16 protein-coding genes are annotated in these 20,173 nt (G+C 53.9%); 5 read left to right on the top strand and 11 right to left on the bottom strand.

Annotated elements, in window-relative coordinates; genetic code table 11:
* Positions 1-33 precede the first annotated feature (33 nt).
* Together ABGB15_RS11625 and malX are read right to left on the bottom strand one after the other, a co-directional pair.
* The gene (locus ABGB15_RS11625; protein WP_215723237.1) at positions 34-1,206 is read right to left on the bottom strand and encodes a MalY/PatB family protein; all 1,173 of its coding nucleotides are present in this window, start codon (positions 1,204-1,206) and stop codon (positions 34-36) included.
* 49 nt (positions 1,207-1,255) lie between these two features.
* On the bottom strand, positions 1,256-2,848 hold the full coding sequence (malX, locus tag ABGB15_RS11620) for a maltose/glucose-specific PTS transporter subunit IIBC (RefSeq protein ID WP_152080935.1): 1,593 nt from the start codon (positions 2,846-2,848) through the stop codon (positions 1,256-1,258).
* 178 nt (positions 2,849-3,026) lie between these two features.
* Between malX and ABGB15_RS11615 the strand changes: the two genes are divergently transcribed.
* Positions 3,027-4,055 carry a Mal regulon transcriptional regulator MalI gene (locus tag ABGB15_RS11615; protein WP_152080936.1) on the top strand — a complete coding sequence of 343 codons (1,029 nt, stop codon included), beginning with the start codon at positions 3,027-3,029 and terminating at the stop codon, positions 4,053-4,055.
* A 125-nt stretch (positions 4,056-4,180) separates the two neighbouring features.
* Here the strand turns inward: ABGB15_RS11615 and ABGB15_RS11610 are convergent, their stop codons facing one another.
* Both ABGB15_RS11610 and manA read right to left on the bottom strand, forming a co-directional pair.
* Positions 4,181-5,686, bottom strand: a complete 1,506-nt coding sequence (locus ABGB15_RS11610) for a YdgA family protein (RefSeq protein ID WP_215723238.1) — start codon at positions 5,684-5,686, stop codon at positions 4,181-4,183.
* A 99-nt stretch (positions 5,687-5,785) separates the two neighbouring features.
* Positions 5,786-6,961, bottom strand: coding sequence for a mannose-6-phosphate isomerase (gene manA, locus ABGB15_RS11605; RefSeq protein ID WP_215723239.1), 1,176 nt, complete (start codon positions 6,959-6,961; stop codon positions 5,786-5,788).
* Between the two features lie 197 nt (positions 6,962-7,158).
* Here manA and fumA point away from each other — a divergent pair, with 197 nt between their 5' ends.
* Together fumA and fumC are read left to right on the top strand one after the other, a co-directional pair.
* Positions 7,159-8,805: a class I fumarate hydratase FumA gene (gene fumA / locus ABGB15_RS11600; RefSeq protein ID WP_152080939.1), complete on the top strand. Its 1,647-nt coding sequence runs from the start codon at positions 7,159-7,161 to the stop codon at positions 8,803-8,805.
* Positions 8,806-8,988: 183 nt separating this feature from the next.
* Positions 8,989-10,383, top strand: coding sequence for a class II fumarate hydratase (gene fumC, locus ABGB15_RS11595; RefSeq protein ID WP_215723240.1), 1,395 nt, complete (start codon positions 8,989-8,991; stop codon positions 10,381-10,383).
* On the opposite strand, the gene tus is transcribed toward fumC, so the two are convergent.
* From tus to rstA, 4 genes are all read right to left on the bottom strand, one after another.
* Positions 10,384-11,313, bottom strand: a complete 930-nt coding sequence (tus, locus tag ABGB15_RS11590) for a DNA replication terminus site-binding protein (protein ID WP_215723241.1) — start codon at positions 11,311-11,313, stop codon at positions 10,384-10,386.
* A gap of 81 nt (positions 11,314-11,394) precedes the next feature.
* Complete coding sequence (gene rstB / locus ABGB15_RS11585) at positions 11,395-12,693, bottom strand: two-component system sensor histidine kinase RstB (RefSeq protein WP_369064182.1); 1,299 nt, start codon at positions 12,691-12,693, stop codon at positions 11,395-11,397.
* 148 nt (positions 12,694-12,841) lie between these two features.
* The gene (gene iraM / locus ABGB15_RS11580) at positions 12,842-13,213 is read right to left on the bottom strand and encodes an anti-adapter protein IraM (protein WP_215723242.1); all 372 of its coding nucleotides are present in this window, start codon (positions 13,211-13,213) and stop codon (positions 12,842-12,844) included.
* Between the two features lie 439 nt (positions 13,214-13,652).
* Positions 13,653-14,369, bottom strand: a complete 717-nt coding sequence (rstA, locus tag ABGB15_RS11575) for a two-component system response regulator RstA (RefSeq protein WP_152080944.1) — start codon at positions 14,367-14,369, stop codon at positions 13,653-13,655.
* 129 nt (positions 14,370-14,498) lie between these two features.
* On the opposite strand from rstA, the gene ABGB15_RS11570 reads away from it, so the two are divergent.
* A complete protein-coding gene (locus tag ABGB15_RS11570; protein ID WP_152084370.1) occupies positions 14,499-14,834 on the top strand; it encodes a GlpM family protein in 336 nt (111 codons plus the stop codon).
* Here the strand turns inward: ABGB15_RS11570 and folM are convergent.
* The 3 genes from folM to ydgH form a co-directional block, all read right to left on the bottom strand.
* Positions 14,831-15,553 (bottom strand): dihydromonapterin reductase, encoded by a 723-nt coding sequence (folM, locus tag ABGB15_RS11565; protein ID WP_152080945.1) that lies wholly within the window; start codon positions 15,551-15,553, stop codon positions 14,831-14,833. The genes ABGB15_RS11570 and folM overlap by 4 nt on opposite strands.
* Positions 15,554-15,592: 39 nt before the next feature.
* Positions 15,593-16,975: an amino acid permease gene (locus ABGB15_RS11560; RefSeq protein WP_152080946.1), complete on the bottom strand. Its 1,383-nt coding sequence runs from the start codon at positions 16,973-16,975 to the stop codon at positions 15,593-15,595.
* A gap of 185 nt (positions 16,976-17,160) precedes the next feature.
* A complete protein-coding gene (gene ydgH, locus ABGB15_RS11555) occupies positions 17,161-18,105 on the bottom strand; it encodes a DUF1471 family protein YdgH (protein WP_152080947.1) in 945 nt (314 codons plus the stop codon).
* A 535-nt stretch (positions 18,106-18,640) separates the two neighbouring features.
* Between ydgH and pntA the strand changes: the two genes are divergently transcribed.
* Positions 18,641-20,170 (top strand): Re/Si-specific NAD(P)(+) transhydrogenase subunit alpha, encoded by a 1,530-nt coding sequence (gene pntA, locus ABGB15_RS11550; RefSeq protein WP_152080948.1) that lies wholly within the window; start codon positions 18,641-18,643, stop codon positions 20,168-20,170.
* The last annotated feature ends 3 nt before the right edge of the window (positions 20,171-20,173 follow it).

Below are 20,173 nucleotides of genomic sequence, written 5' to 3'. Positions count from 1 at the left end.
TTGCGCAAGGGAATATTCCGTTGCGCAAAGGCATTACAGGAGGGTGTTAATCCCGGCGATCAGCCGCTGGACCCCTTGCTCCAGCTTGCTGCGAGGGCAGCCTGCGTTGAGACGGACAAAACCATTACCTTCTTCACCGTAGGTATATCCCGGCATGATGGCGACTTTTTGCTGCTCAATCAGCACGTTTTGCAGGGCGCGATCATCAAGATTTAACGGGCGCAGATCGATCCACGCGAGATAGGTCGCCTCGGGCGGCTGCCAGTTGAGTTTCGGAAAAGCACTGTTTAATTCGTGCGCAATATACTGCAGGTTTTCTTCCAGATAAGCCCTTAACGCATCCAGCCAGGTTTCACCCTGCTGGTAAGCGGCTATGTGTGCGGTAAGTGCCAGTACGGAAGGGGAAGAGAGTCCATCGCGGCCTTTAAGCGCACTCAGGTAAGCATTGCGGGTCTCATCATCGCCGATCAAACCGTATGCTCCGGTCAGTGCCGGTATGTTAAAGCTCTTGGAGCCGGAGGTCAGCAATGCCCATTTGCCCCGCGCCACGTCGTTCCACGGGGTGTGACGGTGTTCGCCCCATACCATGTCCATGTGGATCTCATCGCTGATCACCGCCACGTCATAGTTTGCGCAAAGCTCTGCTATAACGGTCAACTCTTCGCGTGTCCAGACTTTACCCGTTGGGTTTTGCGGGCTGCATAGCAGCAGAATACTGTTTTCAGGTTTCGCCAGCGCCTCTTCAAGCGCTGCCATATTTCCCTGCCAGCCGGTCGCGTGTTTTTCCATCGCAACGGCAACAACATTACGTGCGTTGCCTTCGATGGCTTTATAAAAGGCATCGTAAGCCGGAGTATGCACCACGACGCCGTCTCCCGGTTTTGACCAGATGCGAATCAGTTCGGAGACCATGTAGATAACGGAAGGACCATAAACGAGGGTTTGGGTATCAATACGGCTGTTAAAACGCTGCCGGAACCAGTGGTCAATGGCCGCAAGGAACTCGTCATTCTTCCAGCGGCTGTAGCCGAACACGCCGTGATTAATCCGCTGTTGCAGTGCATCTGTAATGCACGGGGCTGTCGCGAAATCCATATCAGAAATAGTGAAAGGCAGAAGGTCGGCAGCGCCGAAGCGATCGGCCACGTAATCCCACTGAGTACACCAGGTGCCGTGGCGATCCACGACGGTAGAAAAATCAAACATGACGTTAGTCCTTAAAGTAAAACCCCCTCATGGTGAGGGGGTTGCGGCATCAGGCTTCTACTGTTCGCATCAGGGTTGCCAGTTCATCTTTTACTGACTGCACCTGCGGGCCGATGACAACCTGCAAATTATGCTGATTTAACTGTACCACGCCGATGGCCCGGTTGGCTTTCAGTGCGTTGGTATCGACTTTTGACATATCCGCTACCGATAAACGCAGACGGGTGATGCAGTTATCCAGTGAGGTAATGTTATCCGCACCACCCAGCGCCGCCAGAATGGCAGGGGTGTTATAGCCGGATTTTCCTATCGTCCCTGCCACCGCCTGCTCAACGCTGGTGGCGGTATCGGTATCACGGCCTGGTGTTTTCAGGTTAAAGCGGGTGATCGCGAAGCGGAAGATACCGTAGTACACCGCAAACCAGATAGCTGCCACCACCGGGACCAGATACCACTTAGTGGACAGGCCGTGAAGGATACCGAACACCACGAAGTCAATCACGTTGCCGTCAGTGTTACCGATAGTCACACCCAGCACGGCCATAACGGTAAAGCCCAGACCGGTCAGCACGGCGTGAATGAGGTACAGCACCGGCGCTACGAACAGGAACAAGAACTCGATTGGCTCGGTGGTGCCGCCGACGACACAGGCGATCACGCCGGAGATCAGCAGGCCTTTAATTTTATGACGGTTTTCCGGGCGTGCGCAGTGGTACATTGCCAGCGCCGCACCTGGCAGACCGCCGAGGAAGGCTGGCATTTTACCCTGTGACAGGAATCGGGTTGCGCTTTCAGAGAAGCCATGTGAGGTTGGGCAGCTCAGTTGTGCCTGGAAGATGGTCAGTGCACCACTGACATCGTGACCACACACATCCATGGTGCCGCCTGCTTCGGTAAAGCGGATCAGTGCCACGAGGATATGCTGCAGACCAAACGGTAGCAGCAGACGTTCGCCAGTACCGAAGATCATCGGACCGAAATCACCGGCACCGTTAATAATGCGGCCAATACCGGTGATACCCATCGCGAAGACGGGCCAAATCAGCGGAATGATCAGACCGAACAGGCCCATTACGACCAGGGTGACAATTGGCACAAAGCGGGTGCCGCCAAAGAACGCCAGCGCATCGGGCAGGCGGATGTTGTGGAAGCGTTCGTGCAGCATCCAGATGATAACGCCTGCGATCACTGCGCCAAGTATCCCGGTATCAATGGACTGAATGCCAATGACACTCTGGATGTTGTTCGCTTTCAGCACCGCCGCATCCGTAGTCGGGAGAATGCCTTTCGCGGTTAGCCAGAAGTTGACCGCAAGGTTCATGACCGCATAACCCACGAAGCCCGCAAAAGCTGCTACGCCTTTGTTCTCACGCGCCAGGCCGAGCGGGATCGCGATACAGAACATAACGGGCAGGAAGCTGAACGCAAAGGAGCCGACTTTACTCATCCAGATAAAGATGGCCTGCAGCACAGGGTTGCCGAGGAACGGGATCAGGGTGATGACATCGTTACTGCTCAGCGAACTGCCGATCCCCAGCATGATCCCGCAGAACGAGAGAAGCGCCACGGGCAGCATAAAGGTTTTACCCAGTTGCTGGAAAAATTCCCACAGCGATATTTTTTGTGCTGCTTTCGCCGTCATAAAACGACTCCTTGATAGTTAAAAAAGATTTACCTGCTTCAATGCAGCGAGAAGATAAAACGTTTTATCAAACTTTAGTGCGCGCTAAATCACATTCTCAGGCTTTTACTGGTAGTATAAAGATAACGTATTGATAAAACGTTTTACCGATCTCATTATCAGGGAGTCACGCCAGGACATGGCTGTAGCGAAAAAAATTACCATCAATGATGTCGCACTTGCGGCTGGTGTATCTGTCAGCACCGTTTCTCTGGTGTTGAGCGGGAAAGGGCGCATTTCTCCTGCGACCGGCCAGCGGGTCAACGAGGCTGTTGAGCAACTGGGCTTCGTGCGCAACCGTCAGGCCTCGGCTCTGCGTGGGGGGCAAAGTGGGGTGATTGGTTTGATCGTCCGCGACCTGACCTCTCCGTTTTACGCGGAGCTTACCGCCGGGCTGACGGAAGCACTTGAGGCGCAGGGACGGATGGTGTTTCTGCTGCATGGCGGGCGTGAGTCTGATCAATTACTCCAGCGTCTGGATATGCTCCTGACGCAGGGTGTCGATGGGATTATCATCGCCGGGGCGTCCGGCGTGGGAAGTGAGCTGTGTGAACGCGCCGCTGAGAAAGGCGTCCCGCTGGTGTTTGCTTCGCGTGCCAGCTATCTCGACGAAGCCGATACGCTGCGCCCTGACAACATGCAGGCCGCGCAAATGCTAACCGAGCATCTTATTCATCGTGGACATCAACGGATTGCCTGGCTGGGCGGCCAGAGCTCGTCCCTGACGCGCGCCGAACGGGTGGGGGGCTACTGCGCCACGCTGATTAAATATGGCTTACCGTTCCACAGTGAATGGGTTGTGGAGTGTGAATCCAGCCAGAAGAAAGCCGCTGAAGCGATCGGCTCACTGTTACGCAGCAGCCCGACGATAAGTGCGGTGATTTGCTATAACGACGTCATTGCGATGGGCGCATGGTTTGGCTTAATTCGTGCTGGCCGCCAGAGCGGTGAGGGCGGCGTCGAAACCTTCTTCGGGCATCAGGTGGCGCTGGGCGCGTTTGCGGATGTTGGCGAAAACGCGCTCGACGATCTTCCGATCGTCTGGGCCACGACCCCTGCACGGGAGATGGGCTACACCCTGGCGGACAGGATCATGCAGCGCATTGAGAATACCGATGTCCAGGCCGGGCACCAGATTGTGGCCGCGCGGTTAGTGACGGTGAAGTAACCTCCACTGCACATCGCCCGGCGGCGCTGCGCTTGCACGGGCCTACAACGGCCCGGAATCGTAGGCCGGGTAAGCGTCAGCGCCACCCGGCAATAAAAAACCCCTCATATGAGGGGTTTTGTTGTTTACTGCTGCGGTGCAGCCGGTTCCGGCATCCCCAGCGTCGGCATCCCAAACATCCCGACAAAGTCCTCCAGCGGCATTTTGTCGCCGTTGAGTGTGACCTGGCCGTTGGCATACTGCAGGCTGGTGGAAATGGTGTTGTCTTCCACCTTTGTGATACGGAACATCTGGCCCATCGCCGCCAGGCCTTTCACCTGCTGGTTCGCCAGCTTGCCGGCGTCTTCTTCGCCATAGCCTTCCAGTTTAGCAATCTGGGTCATAAACTCGGTCGCCATGTCCATTGGAATGGTCAGCTTGCTGTCGAGAGACTTCACGCTGCGATCCACCTCCTGCGCCAGCGTCTGTGGCTCGCCGGTGGCAGTTGCCGGATCTTTCAGGAACAGTGACAGGTTAAAGTTGGTTTCGCCCTTGCTGTTTTTCCAGCTCAGCGGCGCGATGGTGATGACCGGTTCGCCTTTCAGCAGAATGGGCAGGTTGTTGAACAGCACTGCCATGGCTTGTTGCTGATAAACTTCAGGATTTTGCTGAAGCGCGGCATCGGTCAGCAAGACCTGGCTCTCTTTGCTGTATTTCTGGCTAAACGCATGCCACGCCTGGCCGTCGATATTGCCAATTTTCAGCGAAAGTTTGCCGTTGCCCAGATCCTGATTCTGCACTTTCAGGCTTTTCAGCGTGTAATCCAGTTGGGTATTGATGCTTTTGCCATCTTTGGACACGTCGGACTTACCGTCCAGATCCATGCCTTCCAGCACGGCCATCTCTTTGCCTTCAATCGCAATGGCAAATTTATCGAGACTGAATTTCTGATCGCCAATACGCTCATCAAAATCGGTCATACGGCTGTTGCCGCTGGCTTTCAGGTTGTTGAACGTTAACTGAACTTTCTGGTTGTACTCGTTGACGGCATTGACCAGACCGCTTTGCGCATCGCCAGTCAGAGAAACATTTTTTCCGTCACGATCGGCATCAAGCTGGAAAGTACCGCCGCTGAAGGCGACTTTCTCGTTACCGTTTTCGTAGTTCAGTGCTTTCAGGTCGATATCAGAACGTGTGTCACCGGCATAGCTGATGCGGGTGTTAATCTCGAATGGCGACGCATTTTTGGCCAGGTCGAACAGCGGCTTCGTCACTTCGTTATTAACCAGAACCGTTTTCGCTGATGCCATTGAAGGGATCAGGTTAAAGGATTTTAACTGCGCCAGCGGGAACGGGCCATGGCTGACCTCTTCATCCAGTACCACGCTCTGGCCCGGTTTCAGCCACGCGTTCTGGTTACCGGCAACGGGTTTAACAACAACCTGCATATGGCTGGTAAATACGCCGCGCTGATAATTTTGATAGCTCAGCTCCACGCCGGCTTCTGGTGCGCTGCGCTTAATTTCGCTGTTTGCCTGCGTCATCATTTCTGCCAGACGGCTTTCCAGCTGTTTCCCGGTATACCAGGAGGCACCCGTCCAGATAACGCCTAATGCAACAATCACTCCTACCGCTACGACCGATTTTTTCATTGCGACTATCCCTAAAATGAAACCAGGCGGTAAAAACCGCCCGGTGATATAAAGCCTTTAACTAGCTTAGCAAGAGTTGTTAAATAATTCAGTAAGTCCTTAAAGTTTATTGAAAACACGTGCCAGACGACCGCTGCCGCTGATGCTGACAGGCGACTCGTTAGCCGCAACAAACGCCGACTCACCTGGCTTAAGTACCAGACGTTGTTCACCTTTATTCAGAACGGCTTCGCCTTCCACACAGAACAGGATCGCTGCACTGTCCTGGGCGATGGCGGTTTCAGCATCGCTCAGATCGTGCAAAGAGAACGCAAAATCGTCAACCGGAATAGGGAAGTCCAGCTCTGCACCTTTTTTCACCGGCTGAGTCAGCAGCTCATCCGCAGGCTTCGCGACAAATTTCACGTTAGCAACCAGCTCCGGAATATCAATGTATTTCGGCGTCAGGCCCGCGCGCAGCACGTTATCGGAGTTTGCCATTACCTCCAGCGCCACGCCCTGCAGATAGGCGTGCGGCGTTTCGGCAAACAGGAACATCGCTTCGCCTGGGTTTAGCTTGACCACGTTTAACAGTAGCGGAGAGAACAGGCCGCTGTCGTCAGGGTAAAACGTCGCAATAACGCGGATGGTGTCCCACGGTTCGCCTTGCTGGTTGTTAAGCGCTGCTTTTAGCACCGCCAGCGCATGGGATTTTTCTTCACCTTGCATATTGAGCAGGCTGGCAAACAGCTGGCTCAGCGCCTCTGAATTCGGGTTTTCCAGGAAGTGGGCAATGGCGGTATTCGCCCCTGCGACCGGTTGCAGCAAAGAGATAATCTCAGAGAACTCACGGAAGGCGTTCATCGCCAGGAATGGCGTCAGAGCGAAAACCAGCTCCGGCTTGTGGTTAGGATCTTTGTAGTTGCGCTCGGCGGCGTCTAACGGAATACCCGCCGCATTCTCTTTTGCGAAGCCAATTTCAGAAGCCTTTTTGTTCGGGTGCACCTGAATGGAAAGCGGCTGGTCTGCACACAGAACCTTAAACAGGAACGGTAGCTCGCCAAAGCGGCTGGCAACCTTGTCGCCCAGCAGCGCAGATTTGTCAGCGTCAATCACGTCACGCAGGCTGCGAACCTGGCCGCTTGCGTCCTCGATTTTTGAGCTGCTCTTCGGGTGTGCGCCCATCCACAGTTCTGCCATCGGCAGGTTGTCTGGATTCGCGATACCGTAGAGATCCGTTAACGCAGTTTTACTTCCCCAGGCGTAGTTTTGCACTGAGTTGATGAGTTTTTGCATTATCAAGCCCTGATTCAAATGTGGAATTAACTTCGGGTATTAAAGCAATAAACCGCGTGGAAGTAACCTGCGGATGTAAAAAGTCGTACTAGTCTCAGTTTTTGTTAAAAAATTGTGTAGGATAAGCTGACTCGCTTTTAAGCGGGCAGCGGAACATCTGCCCAAATAACCAGACCGAAGCAGTAAGTGAGAGAACAATGTCGAACAAACCCTTTCATTATCAAGATCCTTTTCCCCTCAGTAAGGATCAGACCGAGTATTATCTGTTAACCCGCGATTACGTTTCTGTCTCTGAATTTGAAGGGCAGGAGATCCTCAAGGTTGACCCCCAGGCGCTAACGCTGCTGGCGCAGCAAGCCTTCCACGATGCCTCCTTTATGCTCCGTCCGGCGCATCAGCAGCAGGTTGCCGATATCCTTAACGACCCGCAGGCCAGCGAAAACGATAAATACGTTGCGCTGCAGTTCCTGCGTAACTCCGATATCGCAGCGAAAGGCATTCTGCCGACCTGCCAGGATACCGGCACCGCGATTATCACCGGCAAAAAAGGCCAGCGCGTCTGGACTGGGGGCGGTGATGAAGCCGCACTCGCGCGCGGCGTTTATAACACCTACACCGAAGACAATCTGCGCTACTCGCAAAACGCGGCGCTGGATATGTACAAAGAGGTGAATACCGGCACGAACCTGCCCGCGCAGATTGATCTCTACAGCGTGGATGGCGACGAGTACAAATTCCTCTGCATCGCCAAAGGCGGCGGTTCAGCGAACAAAACCTATCTCTACCAGGAAACCAAAGCACTGCTCACGCCGGGCAAGCTGAAAAACTATCTGGTTGAGAAAATGCGCACGCTGGGTACAGCAGCATGTCCGCCGTACCATATCGCCTTTGTGATTGGCGGTACATCGGCAGAAAGCACCCTGAAGACGGTAAAGCTGGCGTCGACCAAATACTACGACGGCCTGCCAACCGAAGGGAACGAACACGGCCAGGCGTTCCGCGATATACAACTGGAACAGGAATTGCTGACCGAAGCGCAGAATCTGGGGCTTGGTGCACAGTTTGGCGGTAAATATTTCGCGCACGATATTCGCGTGATCCGTCTGCCGCGTCACGGTGCCTCCTGCCCGGTCGGGATGGGTGTGTCCTGCTCGGCGGATCGTAACATTAAAGCGAAGATCAACCGCGACGGCATCTGGATCGAAAAACTGGAAAATAACCCAGGCAAATATATCCCGGAAGCGCTGCGTAAAGCGGGTGAGGGCGAAGCGGTTCGCGTTGACCTGAACCGTCCGATGAAAGAGATCCTCGCGCAGTTGTCCCAATACCCTGTCTCGACGCGCCTCTCCCTGAACGGGACGATTATCGTGGGCCGCGATATCGCGCATGCGAAGCTGAAAGAGCGTCTGGACAACGGTGAGGGGCTGCCACAGTACATTAAAGATCACCCGATCTACTACGCAGGTCCGGCAAAAACGCCAGAAGGTTATGCCTCCGGTTCGTTAGGCCCAACCACGGCGGGCCGTATGGACTCTTACGTTGATCAGTTGCAGGCCAACGGCGGCAGCATGATCATGCTGGCGAAAGGCAACCGTAGCCAGCAGGTGACGGACGCGTGCCACAAGCACGGCGGCTTCTACCTGGGCAGCATCGGCGGCCCGGCGGCGGTGCTGGCGCAGGGCAGCATTAAGAGCCTGGAGTGCGTGGAATACCCGGAACTGGGTATGGAAGCGATCTGGAAAATTGAAGTGGAAGACTTCCCGGCGTTTATCCTCGTGGATGACAAAGGCAATGACTTCTTCAAACAGATCCAGTCGTCTCAGTGTTCGGCATGTGTGAAGTAGTCTGAAGAAAATGCCGGGTGGCGCTGACGCTTACCCGGCCTACATTCTCGTAGGTCGGGTAAGGCGAAGCCGCCACCCGACACCCAAAAGAGCGCACAAAGCGCCATAATGTTTTTCAGAAGTCATCAATACTTATCTCTTAAGCATGTGAGCAATCCATCTTTTATCATCAAGGAGAAAGTAATGACAACGCATCGCAGTGAGAAAGACTCGATGGGCGCGATCGACGTCCCGGCCGACAAGCTATGGGGCGCGCAAACCCAGCGTTCGCTGGAGCATTTCCGTATTTCAACCGAGAAGATGCCCATCTCGCTGATCCAGGCGCTGGCCCTGACCAAACGCGCTGCAGCTAAAGTGAACCAGGATCTGGGTCTGCTGGCGACGGACAAAGCGACCGCCATCATCAATGCTGCCGATGAAGTGCTGGCAGGCAAACATCCCGATGAATTCCCCCTCGCCATCTGGCAGACCGGTTCCGGCACGCAAAGTAACATGAACATGAACGAAGTGCTGGCGAACCGGGCAAGCGAACTGCTGGGCGGCGTGCGCGGTATGGAACGTAAGGTTCACCCGAACGATGACGTAAACAAGAGCCAAAGCTCTAACGACGTGTTCCCGACGGCCATGCACGTGGCGGCGGTGATTGCCATCCGTGAACAGCTGATCCCGCAGTTGAACGTGCTGAAGAACACGCTCAATGAGAAAGCGCAGGCTTTCCGCGATATTGTCAAAATCGGCCGCACGCACCTGCAGGACGCCACGCCGCTGACGCTCGGCCAGGAGATTTCCGGCTGGGTGGCGATGCTGGAGCACAACCTGAAGCACATTGAGCACAGTCTGCCACATCTTGCGGAGCTGGCGCTGGGGGGGACGGCCGTCGGGACAGGGCTTAACACCCATCCGGAATATGCCGTGCGCGTGGCAGAAGAACTGGCGAGTATCACCGGTCAGCCGTTTGTCACTGCGCCGAACAAATTTGAAGCACTTGCCACCTGTGATGCGCTGGTTCATACCCACGGTGCGCTGAAAGGGCTGGCGGCTTCGCTGATGAAGATCGCCAACGACGTGCGCTGGCTGGCCTCAGGGCCGCGCTGTGGTATCGGTGAAATCAGCATTCCGGAAAATGAGCCGGGCAGCTCCATCATGCCCGGAAAAGTGAACCCGACCCAGTGTGAAGCCATGACTATGCTCTGCTGTCAGGTGATGGGCAACGATGTGGCTGTTAACATGGGTGGCGCGTCGGGGAACTTTGAACTGAACGTTTATCGCCCGATGGTCATCCACAATGTTCTTCAGTCAGTACGTCTGCTGGCCGACGGTATGGAGAGCTTCAACGAGCACTGCGCGGTCGGAATTGAGCCGAATCGTGAGCGTATCAGCCAGTTGCTCAATGAATCTCTGATGCTGGTCACCGCGCTCAACACCCACATTGGCTACGACAAAGCCGCTGAGATCGCCAAAAAAGCGCACAAAGAGGGGCTAACGCTGAAAGCCTCCGCGCTGGCGCTGGGCTACCTGACGGACGCTGAATTTGACAGCTGGGTCCGTCCTGAAGAGATGGTTGGCAGCATGAAATAATCATTTCGCCACATACAGGTGCAGCCGCGGAATAATCAATTGCAGCGGCTGTGCCTGCGGTTTATAGCGATGCTGAACGTTTTCGGCATCGTAATTCAACAGCTCTCCGATATCCGGCACCACCGCACCCTGATCGGCATCATAGAGCGCAATCAACGGCGTTGGGCAGGCATACTGCACCTGCTTTTGTTGCCCGGAATACCAGACGCGGGCGATAGGTTGCACCTTCACCGGGCGCTTTATCTTGAGACGCGCGTCAGCCGGTAACGAGGCGATGCTGTGGTACTCCTGCTCCAGCCGTTCAATCCACTGCTCACGCGACCACGGCGCGACCGTGCGCGGCGCTTTCAGGCTTTTCTCCAGCTGCGCCAGGATCTCATCGCGGGTAAAGTTTTTGATGATGTGCTTGTTGGCCCAGCCGAAGCGAAGCGTGGCGGGATGGCGCAGCACCGTCAGCGAGCGGTAGGCATTGAGCGTAATTAATCCCGGAAGCTGGCGATGCACCCACTCAAAACGGGCGGCAGGGGCCAGGCCCGACTCAACGGTAACGATCTTTTCAAACGCAGCTTTCAGCGTATTAATATGCGTAATTTGCGCTTCCAGTGATTCACGCGTTGCGGCGTCAGTTTGCAGGCAGATCACGCCAGGCAGGCGTACGGCAGCTTTACTGCTGCGATTTTCTGATTGCTGCTGAATAAACAGGCGGCGGTAGTGTTGCAGCGTTAACTCCAGCGCCGTGTTGCCGATATGCTGTTTCACCTCAATGGTTTCCAGCGGATCGTGCTCTGTGCCTTTGGCTACATCAGGCAGGGAAAAAACGCGCGCAGCCAGCAACCGGCAAGTCTGCAGACGTTCAGCCAGCGTCAGTAACTCGTGTTCTATTTCCCGAAAGGTGGTGTTCAGCCTGTCGATAAGGTCATACGTCGCCATGCTAACCCTTAATTAGTTACAACATACTTACGGTATAGCACAACACGCTAAGTCAGGCCAGCGTGCGGTTTGCGGTTAAGGTCAGGCAGGAACGGGAAGGGGGAGCAGGTGATACACAGGCCAGCTAAAGCAGAAACGCGCGCCGCCAAGCTCACTCTCTTCACAACGAACCGAGCCACCCATCGCCTGCGCGATAGAGCTGACTATCGCCAGCCCCAGGCCGCAGCCTCCGGTGGCGCGGTCACGGCTGGGGTCAAGGCGCACAAACGGCTCGAACACTTTTTCGCGCTCATCCGGGGCAATACCGGGCCCATCATCCTCTACCGACAGGCTGGCCTGATTACCCTGTAAATCCAGGCCTATCCGCAACGTGCTCTCGCTATAGCGCAGGGCGTTATTCATCAGGTTATCCAGCACGCGTTCCATCAGGCGCATATCCAGCGCGCCATAATCACCGGCGGTGACGCTCATCAACAGCGTTCGCTGTGGGTTGACGCTCTGTACATCGTCGATATGCGTTTGCAGCCAGGCGGGCAGATCGGGCGTGCTGAGATGCAGCTCATTTTGCGGGCGATCGAGGCGGGCATAGGTCAACAGTTCTTCAATCAGCGCTTCAAGCTGGCCGATATCGCGGTTAAGCGCCTGCGACTCTACCTCTGTGAGGTTTTCGCTCATCTCCAGCCGATAGCGCAGGCGAACCAGCGGTGTACGCAGTTCGTGCGCGATCCCGTCTATCAGCTGTTTCTTGCTGGCAATCAACGCGTTGATGTTATCAGCCATCTGGTTAAACGCCACGCCCAGACGTTCAAAACTGGAACCGCTGTCGAAATGAATTCGCTCGGTAAAGTGACCTTCGCCAAAACGCTGCGCGGCGGCTTCCAGCCTGAGCATGTCCTGCCAGTGAGGACGCATCCAGATAAAGACCGGGAAAGCCAGTGAAATGGCAATAAAGGCCAGCAATGCCATATCCAGCAGCCGCATCTGGTGCAGATAATAGAGATAAGGCACCGGCCCCACGGCCAGAACGTAGTGGCTGCGCGGGATGCGCTGAATAAAGGTGTACTTCTCATCCAGCGCGACGATATCTCCGTCGCGCAGTCGTTGCAGGGTTGGAGGATCTAAATCGAAGTCTTTTAGCGGTTCAATACGCAAATCAAACGAAAGATTAAGATCCAGCTCTTTCATGGTGCGCGCCCAGTCATGCGGGGGAATTTCATGCAGTTCGCTTCGCATCAGGTAGAGCGAACTTTTCATCAGGTCATCCAGAGACTGTCGGCCTGCACGCTCGGCGGTAAACTTATAGACCAGCCCGACCAGCATGGTCATCACCAGGAAGCAGACGAACAAAAGAAGATAAAACTGCACGAACAGCTTTTTCATTGAATTCCACCCAAATACATAGACTTAGCGCCCTCATTTTGTGGGGGCGCTATGGGGCATCAGTGTAACCCCCGCACCTCAGGTTCAGAAGCATATTCTGATCCCCGGCATATATCTACGTCGATCGGATGTATAACGCTGTCCAGCGTTAATGCCTATTTTGGGTAGCACTCACAATCAGTGGATTGGTGGCAAATCCATGTGGACATTTACGCGCATTGCAATGAGAAGAAAAGGAACAGCTATTTTCATCCTTATTTTTATTAAACGGGCAGGCCATTTTATTCTTTATTTCATTCCATAGCATTTCATTATAAGGCGACACGTTGTAAAGAGATATAGGGCTGTAAATGCCATTAATAAAAATTCCATTTTTAGTCGGGTATATTCTGTCTCCAGGGTATAAATACACATCGCTTTCATACCATATAATCAGCTTCAGAAACTTAAGGCCCAGAATGCTGGAATAAACGATCCCAGTATTAGGGCAAATAATCGAGCTAATGACTCTCCATGACATCGCTATACCTCTATCATTAAACAATTTTCAGCTTATAATGTTTAGCACGTGATCCAGGAATCAGCAATCTCGTAAGTTGTTGAAAATGATCGGGATTTTTTAATTTAGAAATATATCTCCTTTGTTTTCATGAGGATAATGTAATGATTGAGATTGTACGTATACAAAATTTGAACGTATTCCCGAAGCGAATGGCGGATTTTTGATCAGTAATGTCGCTTGCAGGATTGTATGTATATTCCCCTTTGGGCAGATAACCCATTAGATATGTTTTTGTTTGTTTCTGGATGCAGAAGTTAACACAGATGGGTGTTGACAGGCGGGTAAAGTATATTTCGTATTAAACGTTATATTCTGTTTCTTCACACCTCATTCAAGAACAATGATAAATGTGGTTCGTGGTTTTCTTATTTTTTACGCCCCCGGAGGGGCTTCCTTATCAGGTTTCCCAGGCGTGTGGGGCAAAAAGGTAGCCCTTATTACGCACGGTTTTAATACGGTATGGCTCGGTTGCGTTATCCAGCAGCTTTTTACGCAGGCGAGAAATGGCGACATCAACACTGCGATCCATTCCGTCATAACTCACGCCGCGCAGATTTTTCAGCAACGCATCGCGATCCATAATCTGCCCGGCATGGGTAGCCAGCTCCCACAGAAGATCAAAATCGGCCGTGGAGAGCGCAATCACCTCACCGGAGAGCAGCACCTGCCGGTTAACCGGGTCGATTGATAACGTACCAAAACGCAGGGCTTTATGCGGCGTTAAAGCGGGGGCGGGGGTTTCACGCTCGCTGCTGGCACGCTGGCGCAAATGCAGCCGTAAGCGGGCCAGTAATACCGCGGGTGGCGTTGTCTTCAGGATGTAGTCGTTAGCCCCCATTTCGAGGGATAAAATATGGTTCATGTCGCTGTCCAGAGAGGTCAGCAGCACGATCGGGCCGTCCCATTGGGTGCGCAGGTCGCGGCAAAGCGTCATGCCATCTTTGCCGGGCAGCATGATATCCAGCAGCACCAGGTCCGGGTTTTCTCGCACCACAACCTCTTCAGCGCGATCGCCACGAGGTTCAACGATGACGTCCATATCATGTTTCCCCAGGTAAGCGGCAATCAACTGCCCAACTTCGGGTTCGTCCTCTACATAAACAATCTTTGTCATACAACGTCAGTTATCGCGAAAAAAAGCCAACATACACCGCGCAACCTTAACCTTCCATTAATCTTTCAAAATTAGCGCCAGTTCCGTTATTCTGAATTACATTGTTACTTGATTGTTATGGGAAAAAGTATGGGGCTGGTGATTAAAGCCGCGCTGGGTGCGCTGGTGGTGTTGCTGATTGGCGTTCTGGCAAAAACGAAGAATTACTATATTGCCGGGCTGATTCCGTTGTTCCCGACTTTCGCGCTGATTGCCCATTACATTGTGGCCTCTGAGCGCGGCATTGAAGCGCTGCGCGCCACTATTGTGTTCGGTATGTGGTCTATTATTCCTTACTTTCTCTATCTGCTGTCGCTATGGTATTTCACCGGTTTTCTGCGCCTTCCGCTGGCGCTGGGCGGGGCGGTCGTGTGCTGGAGCCTCAGCGCCTGGGTGTTGATCTTCTTCTGGAGCCGTTTCCACTAGCGTAGTGGGCGACCACCATCCACCGCAAAGGTTCTGCCGGTGACGTAACAGCTGGTCAGCAGATAATCGATCAGATCAATGACCTCTTTTTCACCGGGCGCGATTTTCATCAACGACTTATTGAGCGCCTGCTGGCGGTACTCGGCGTCATCCCCCTCGTTAAACAAAATCAGCGATGGGGCGACCGCGTTCACTTTTACTTCCGGTGCCAGTTTGCGGGCAAACGAGCGTGTCATGTTATCCAGCGCCGCCTTGCTCGCGGCATAGGCAATGTGTTTGTCGCTCCCGCGCTCTACCACATAGTCGGTAAAGTGAATAATATCCCCTGCGGCATGCCCGTGGCCGCGCAGCAGATCCTGCAGAGCGTGGTTGAGCAAATACGGCGCGTTGACGTGGATTTGCATCATGCAGGCGAGCGTCTCGCTGAGCGGAGTGTCCGGCTTTTCAGGAAGCCATGCGCTGGCGTTGTGAATTATGGCCCGCAATCCGTCAGTGGTGGATTTGACCTTTTCCGCAAAGGCAAGAATGCCCTCATCGGTCGAAAAATCTGCCTGAATACAGGTTGCACCGGCTTTCCGGAGCCCTTCAATCGAAGGGTATTCACGGCGGTAGCTAACAATCACCGGGTGGCGAAGGTTGAGAAAATGATGGGCGAGGGCGAGGCCGATGCGACGGCCTGCGCCAGTAATCAGAATTGGGCGTTGCTGCGCTTTTCCCATCGTATTCTCCTTTTCAGTTCAACAATGGGAAAGACGGTGCTATCCCATTAACGTCCACATTGCCGGTACGGCAGCCACTAAAAGCAGCCCAATCAAGGCCATCTCGCGGCGCTTAAGCGCGTTATCCAGTTGATGCGTGCGGCGGGCGTAGATAAACACCAGCAGGCCTGGTGCATACAACACCACCGACAGCAGCAGGTGCATAGGCCCGGAAGCATACAACAACCATAGCCCGTAAATACAGGCACCGACGCCCACGGCATAGTGCGCCGGACGGGTCGCGATTTTTAGCAGATACGCACCCACTAAGAAATAGGGTACCAGAATCATTTCAGAGGCGATGGTCAGCAGGGTGTTATAGTCTGAACCTGTGAGCCAGATCAGCACCAGGCAGACCTGCACGCTGATGTTGGTAAGCCATAACGAGGCGGACGGTGCATTGTTCTTATTCTGTTGTGCAAACAGGCGCGGAAACGCCTTGTGCGTAGCGGCCAGGAACGGAACTTCTGCAGCCATAATCGTCCAGCTCAGGTAAGCCCCGCAGACAGAAACAATCAGACCTGCGGCAATCACTACGTCGCCCCAGGAACCGAGCATTTTTACCATCAGCCCGGCCATGGACGGGTTACGCATTTCCGCCAGTTCAGGACGCGCCACCACGCCCAGCGACAGCAGCGTCACCAGCAGATACACGCCTAACGCAGCCAGCACGGCCAGCAGCGTCGCGCGACCGACATCGCGCTTATTACGCGCTCGTGCGGAAACCACCACGGCACCCTCAACGCCGATGAACACCCACAGGGTGATCAGCATGGTGTTTTTGACCTGCTCCCAGACGGGAACGCCCAGCGCAATGCCGGTGAAATCAAGCCTGAAGACGTCAAGACGAAACGCGATAAACGCCAGTACGATAAACAAACCGAGCGGAACCAGTTTCGCCAGCGTAGCCACCAGATTGATGCTGGCAGCGGTCTGAACACCGCGAAGAACCAGCCAGTGAACCACCCACAGCAGCACAGAAGCCCCCACAATGGACTGCCAGGTATTGCCATCGCCGAACAGGCGCAGCGCGGGCGTATCGGTGAAGAAACTGAGTGCCGAGAAGACAATGACCAGATACGAGACGTTAGCGATGACCGCGCACAGCCAGTAACCCCAGGCGGAACAGAAGCCAATCAGCTCGCCGAAACCTTCACGTGCATAGGTGAAAATTCCGCCATCCAGATCCGGGCGAATGCGGGTCAGCAGCAGCATGGCGAACGCCAGCAGCAATATTCCGGCACCGGTAATACCCCAGCCAATCAGTAACGCGGCAGGGCTGGCGACGGCCGCCATATTTTGCGGCAAACTGAATACGCCCGCGCCCAGCATCGAGCTCAATACCAGTGCAGTTAAAGCACTCAGGCCAAGTTTCTTTTCCATTGGCTTCCTGTTATGAAAGGTCCAAATCCAGAATAATTATTTCGCTAAGGCGCATAAAAATGGTGGATCACACTAAGGCGCGGAATTTTACGGAGTGTAACGAGAGCATGCAATGATGCGCGGCAGAAATTCGAAAAAAAGTAATAAAAAAGGCGGCATAGCGCCGCCCTGGTTCAACAGGCCTGTTACTTGTACAGATCGGCGCTGATTGTCACGTTGTTACCCCGTTCCTGCCACTGGCGGGTGATGTGGTAATACTTCGCACCTTTCTTCGCCGCACGCTTAGCAACCTGGTAAGAGACTTCCGTCATGTTGCCGTAGTTGCCGGTAAACTTAATGCTATCGAACGGCACCATCTGCGCCGCAGTGGCTTTGTTCAGCTCTTCAATTTTGGTGCCATCTGGCAGCGTTACAGTGTAACGACCACCTTTGGTGGTTTGCGTTTCAAAGAAACGACCCACTTCAGCACTTGGTGCTGCAGAGGTGGCCACACCAGGGATCTCCACTTTCTTCGCCTCTTCGCCGCCTTTTGCTAATGCCGCGCGACCCGCATCGGAATCAGCAGGAATGGCATCCGGGCTTTGCAGTACGCGTTTTTTCGCATCTTCTTTATAAATGAATGCGGTAATACGCTGGTTGCCACCCTGGTTAGCATCCACCTGGCGCACGATATAGAAAGAGTAAGCCCCTTTCTGTTTAGCCGCTTTGGTGATGGCATCATTCACTTCAGGCTGGCTGCGGTAAAAGCCCTGAACGGTGACGGTATCGTAAGGTTCCAGCGCAACGGCCTGATCTTTCGGCAGCTCTACGATGCCGTTAATCACGCGATTTTTCGGCGCGTCGGCTGCAGGCGCATTTTCTTTGTACAGCGCAATGGTCACACGCTGGTTACCACTGTTACCTTGATCGGACTGGTCGAGAACGTAAAACGAAGCAGCACCGTTTTTATCGGCGGCTTTTGATGCAGCGTTAACGGCATCGCCGATGGAGTTATAACGGCCCACAATGACCGTCTGGTCAAAAGGCTTTAACGCTGCCGCTTGCTCCGGCGTTAACTCTGTCGCGGCATTCGCAGACAGGGCGGTCGCGGAAAGAAGTGCGGACGCCAGGAGTGTGTTCTTAAGTTTCATAAAAATAATCCTTCGCCTTGCGCAAACCATGTACTGGTATTGTTGTAAATTTGAGACGGTCCCGATTATGGCATTTAAAACCCATCGCTGTCTGCGCCATTTTTCGCAGCACGTGCTCACAACATGACCCGATTCGATAACATTTCGTGATATGTTGAAAAAACAGGCGTTTGACAAGCAAAACTGATAAAGCATATGACTTTTACAAGTTAATTTAATGTTAATAACTTGATCTCTTATGGCGCTATATCATGTTTTTACCGCCTCGCTTGCGCGATTTATCGGTCCCGGCGTTGAATTTAAGGTAAATATCTCTGTCAGCGACACGGATCACTTATTTTTCACAGATAAAATAAGAAATAGTGTTTTCTGGCGGTAGATCACGGGCGCTATTTTCAGTAGGTTATAGAAAGTTTGTTACTGTTTTAATTTCCGGGGTTAATCATACGTCGTCGTTATCAGGATGGCGAAAGTTGATACAAATCACGGGCATTTATCGACAAACCATCATCAAAAACCGATGGAAGGGAAAACTATGCGTATTGGGGTACCAAAAGAACGGTTAGCCAATGAAACCCGCGTAGCGGCGACACCGAAAACGGTGGAGCAACTGCTTAAACTGGGTTTTACCGTCGCGGTTGAAAGCGGCGCGGGCAAACTGGCGAGTTTCGATGACGAAGCGTTTATTCACGCTGGCGCGGACGTGGTGGACGGTGCTGAGGTCTGGCAATCACCGATCATTCTGAAGGTGAATGCACCTGAAGAGAGTGAAATTGCGTTGCTTAATCCGGGCACCACGCTGGTGAGCTTTGTCTGGCCTGCCCAGAATCCAGAGCTGATGGAAAAACTGGCCGCGCGTGGCGTGACGGTAATGGCGATGGACTCCGTGCCGCGTATTTCGCGTGCGCAGTCACTGGATGCGCTGAGCTCCATGGCGAATATCGCGGGCTATCGCGCTATCGTTGAAGCGGCGCATGAATTTGGTCGCTTCTTCACCGGTCAAATCACCGCGGCGGGCAAAGTTCCGCCAGCTAAAGTGATGGTGATTGGTGCGGGCGTTGCAGGTCTTGCGGCGATCGGCGCAGCAAACAGCCTGGGCGCGATTGTCCGTGCTTTTGATACCCGTCCTGAAGTGAAGGAACAGGTACAAAGTATGGGGGCCGAATTCCTTGAGCTGGACTTCAAGGAAGAAGCGGGCAGCGGTGATGGTTATGCGAAGGTGATGTCCGAAGCCTTTATTAAAGCAGAAATGGAACTCTTCGCCGCACAGGCGAAAGAGGTCGATATTATCGTCACTACCGCGCTTATCCCTGGCAAACCGGCACCGAAGCTGATCACCCGCGAAATGGTTGATTCCATGCAGCCGGGCAGCGTGATTGTCGATCTGGCTGCGCAAAACGGTGGCAACTGTGAATACACCGTGGCGAACCAGGTCACCACGACCGCTAACGGCGTGAAGGTGATTGGCTATACCGATCTGCCGGGCCGTCTGCCAACCCAGTCTTCCCAGCTGTACGGCACCAATCTTGTTAACCTGCTGAAACTGCTCTGCAAAGAGAAAGACGGCAACATCACCGTAGATTTTGAAGACGTGGTGGTGCGTGGCGTAACGGTGGTGCGCGAGGGTGAAATCACCTGGCCTGCGCCGCCAATTCAGGTTTCTGCTCAGCCTCAGGCGGCACCGAAAGCCGCTCCGGAACCTAAAGAGCCAGAGAAACCTGCTTCGCCGTGGCGCAAATACGCCATTATGGCACTGGTTATCATTCTGTTTGGCTGGCTGGCTGACGTCGCGCCGAAAGAGTTCCTCGGCCACTTTACCGTCTTTGCGCTCTCCTGCGTGGTGGGTTACTACGTGGTATGGAACGTTTCCCATGCGCTGCATACGCCGCTGATGTCGGTCACGAACGCCATCTCCGGGATCATCGTGGTGGGGGCGTTGCTGCAGATAGGTCACGGTGGCTGGATCAGCTTCCTGAGCTTCATCGCGGTGCTGATTGCCAGTATCAATATTTTCGGTGGTTTCACCGTGACTCAGCGCATGCTGAAAATGTTTCGTAAAGGCTAAGGG

The organism is Enterobacter sp. MALB-1 (genome assembly GCF_041021625.1).
In the GTDB taxonomy this organism is placed as follows: domain Bacteria; phylum Pseudomonadota; class Gammaproteobacteria; order Enterobacterales; family Enterobacteriaceae; genus Enterobacter; species Enterobacter oligotrophicus.
Note: the sequence above shows the minus strand (reverse complement) of the source record. Positions and strands in the feature narration are given on the sequence as shown.

Excerpts from the sequence above, each read along its gene's own strand:
- ABGB15_RS11615 (WP_152080936.1), top strand. The coding sequence starts at position 3,027 with ATGGCTGTAGCGAAAAAAATTACCATCAATGATGTCGCACTTGCGGCT.
- pntA (WP_152080948.1), top strand. The coding sequence starts at position 18,641 with ATGCGTATTGGGGTACCAAAAGAACGGTTAGCCAATGAAACCCGCGTA.
- manA (WP_215723239.1), bottom strand. The coding sequence starts at position 6,961 with ATGCAAAAACTCATCAACTCAGTGCAAAACTACGCCTGGGGAAGTAAA.
- iraM (WP_215723242.1), bottom strand. The coding sequence starts at position 13,213 with ATGTCATGGAGAGTCATTAGCTCGATTATTTGCCCTAATACTGGGATC.
- ABGB15_RS11560 (WP_152080946.1), bottom strand. The coding sequence starts at position 16,975 with ATGGAAAAGAAACTTGGCCTGAGTGCTTTAACTGCACTGGTATTGAGC.
- fumA (WP_152080939.1), top strand. The coding sequence starts at position 7,159 with ATGTCGAACAAACCCTTTCATTATCAAGATCCTTTTCCCCTCAGTAAG.
- ydgH (WP_152080947.1), bottom strand. The coding sequence starts at position 18,105 with ATGAAACTTAAGAACACACTCCTGGCGTCCGCACTTCTTTCCGCGACC.
- fumC (WP_215723240.1), top strand. The coding sequence starts at position 8,989 with ATGACAACGCATCGCAGTGAGAAAGACTCGATGGGCGCGATCGACGTC.
- ABGB15_RS11625 (WP_215723237.1), bottom strand. The coding sequence starts at position 1,206 with ATGTTTGATTTTTCTACCGTCGTGGATCGCCACGGCACCTGGTGTACT.
- ABGB15_RS11610 (WP_215723238.1), bottom strand. The coding sequence starts at position 5,686 with ATGAAAAAATCGGTCGTAGCGGTAGGAGTGATTGTTGCATTAGGCGTT.
- rstA (WP_152080944.1), bottom strand. The coding sequence starts at position 14,369 with ATGACAAAGATTGTTTATGTAGAGGACGAACCCGAAGTTGGGCAGTTG.
- malX (WP_152080935.1), bottom strand. The coding sequence starts at position 2,848 with ATGACGGCGAAAGCAGCACAAAAAATATCGCTGTGGGAATTTTTCCAG.
- folM (WP_152080945.1), bottom strand. The coding sequence starts at position 15,553 with ATGGGAAAAGCGCAGCAACGCCCAATTCTGATTACTGGCGCAGGCCGT.
- rstB (WP_369064182.1), bottom strand. The coding sequence starts at position 12,693 with ATGAAAAAGCTGTTCGTGCAGTTTTATCTTCTTTTGTTCGTCTGCTTC.
- tus (WP_215723241.1), bottom strand. The coding sequence starts at position 11,313 with ATGGCGACGTATGACCTTATCGACAGGCTGAACACCACCTTTCGGGAA.
- ABGB15_RS11570 (WP_152084370.1), top strand. The coding sequence starts at position 14,499 with ATGGGGCTGGTGATTAAAGCCGCGCTGGGTGCGCTGGTGGTGTTGCTG.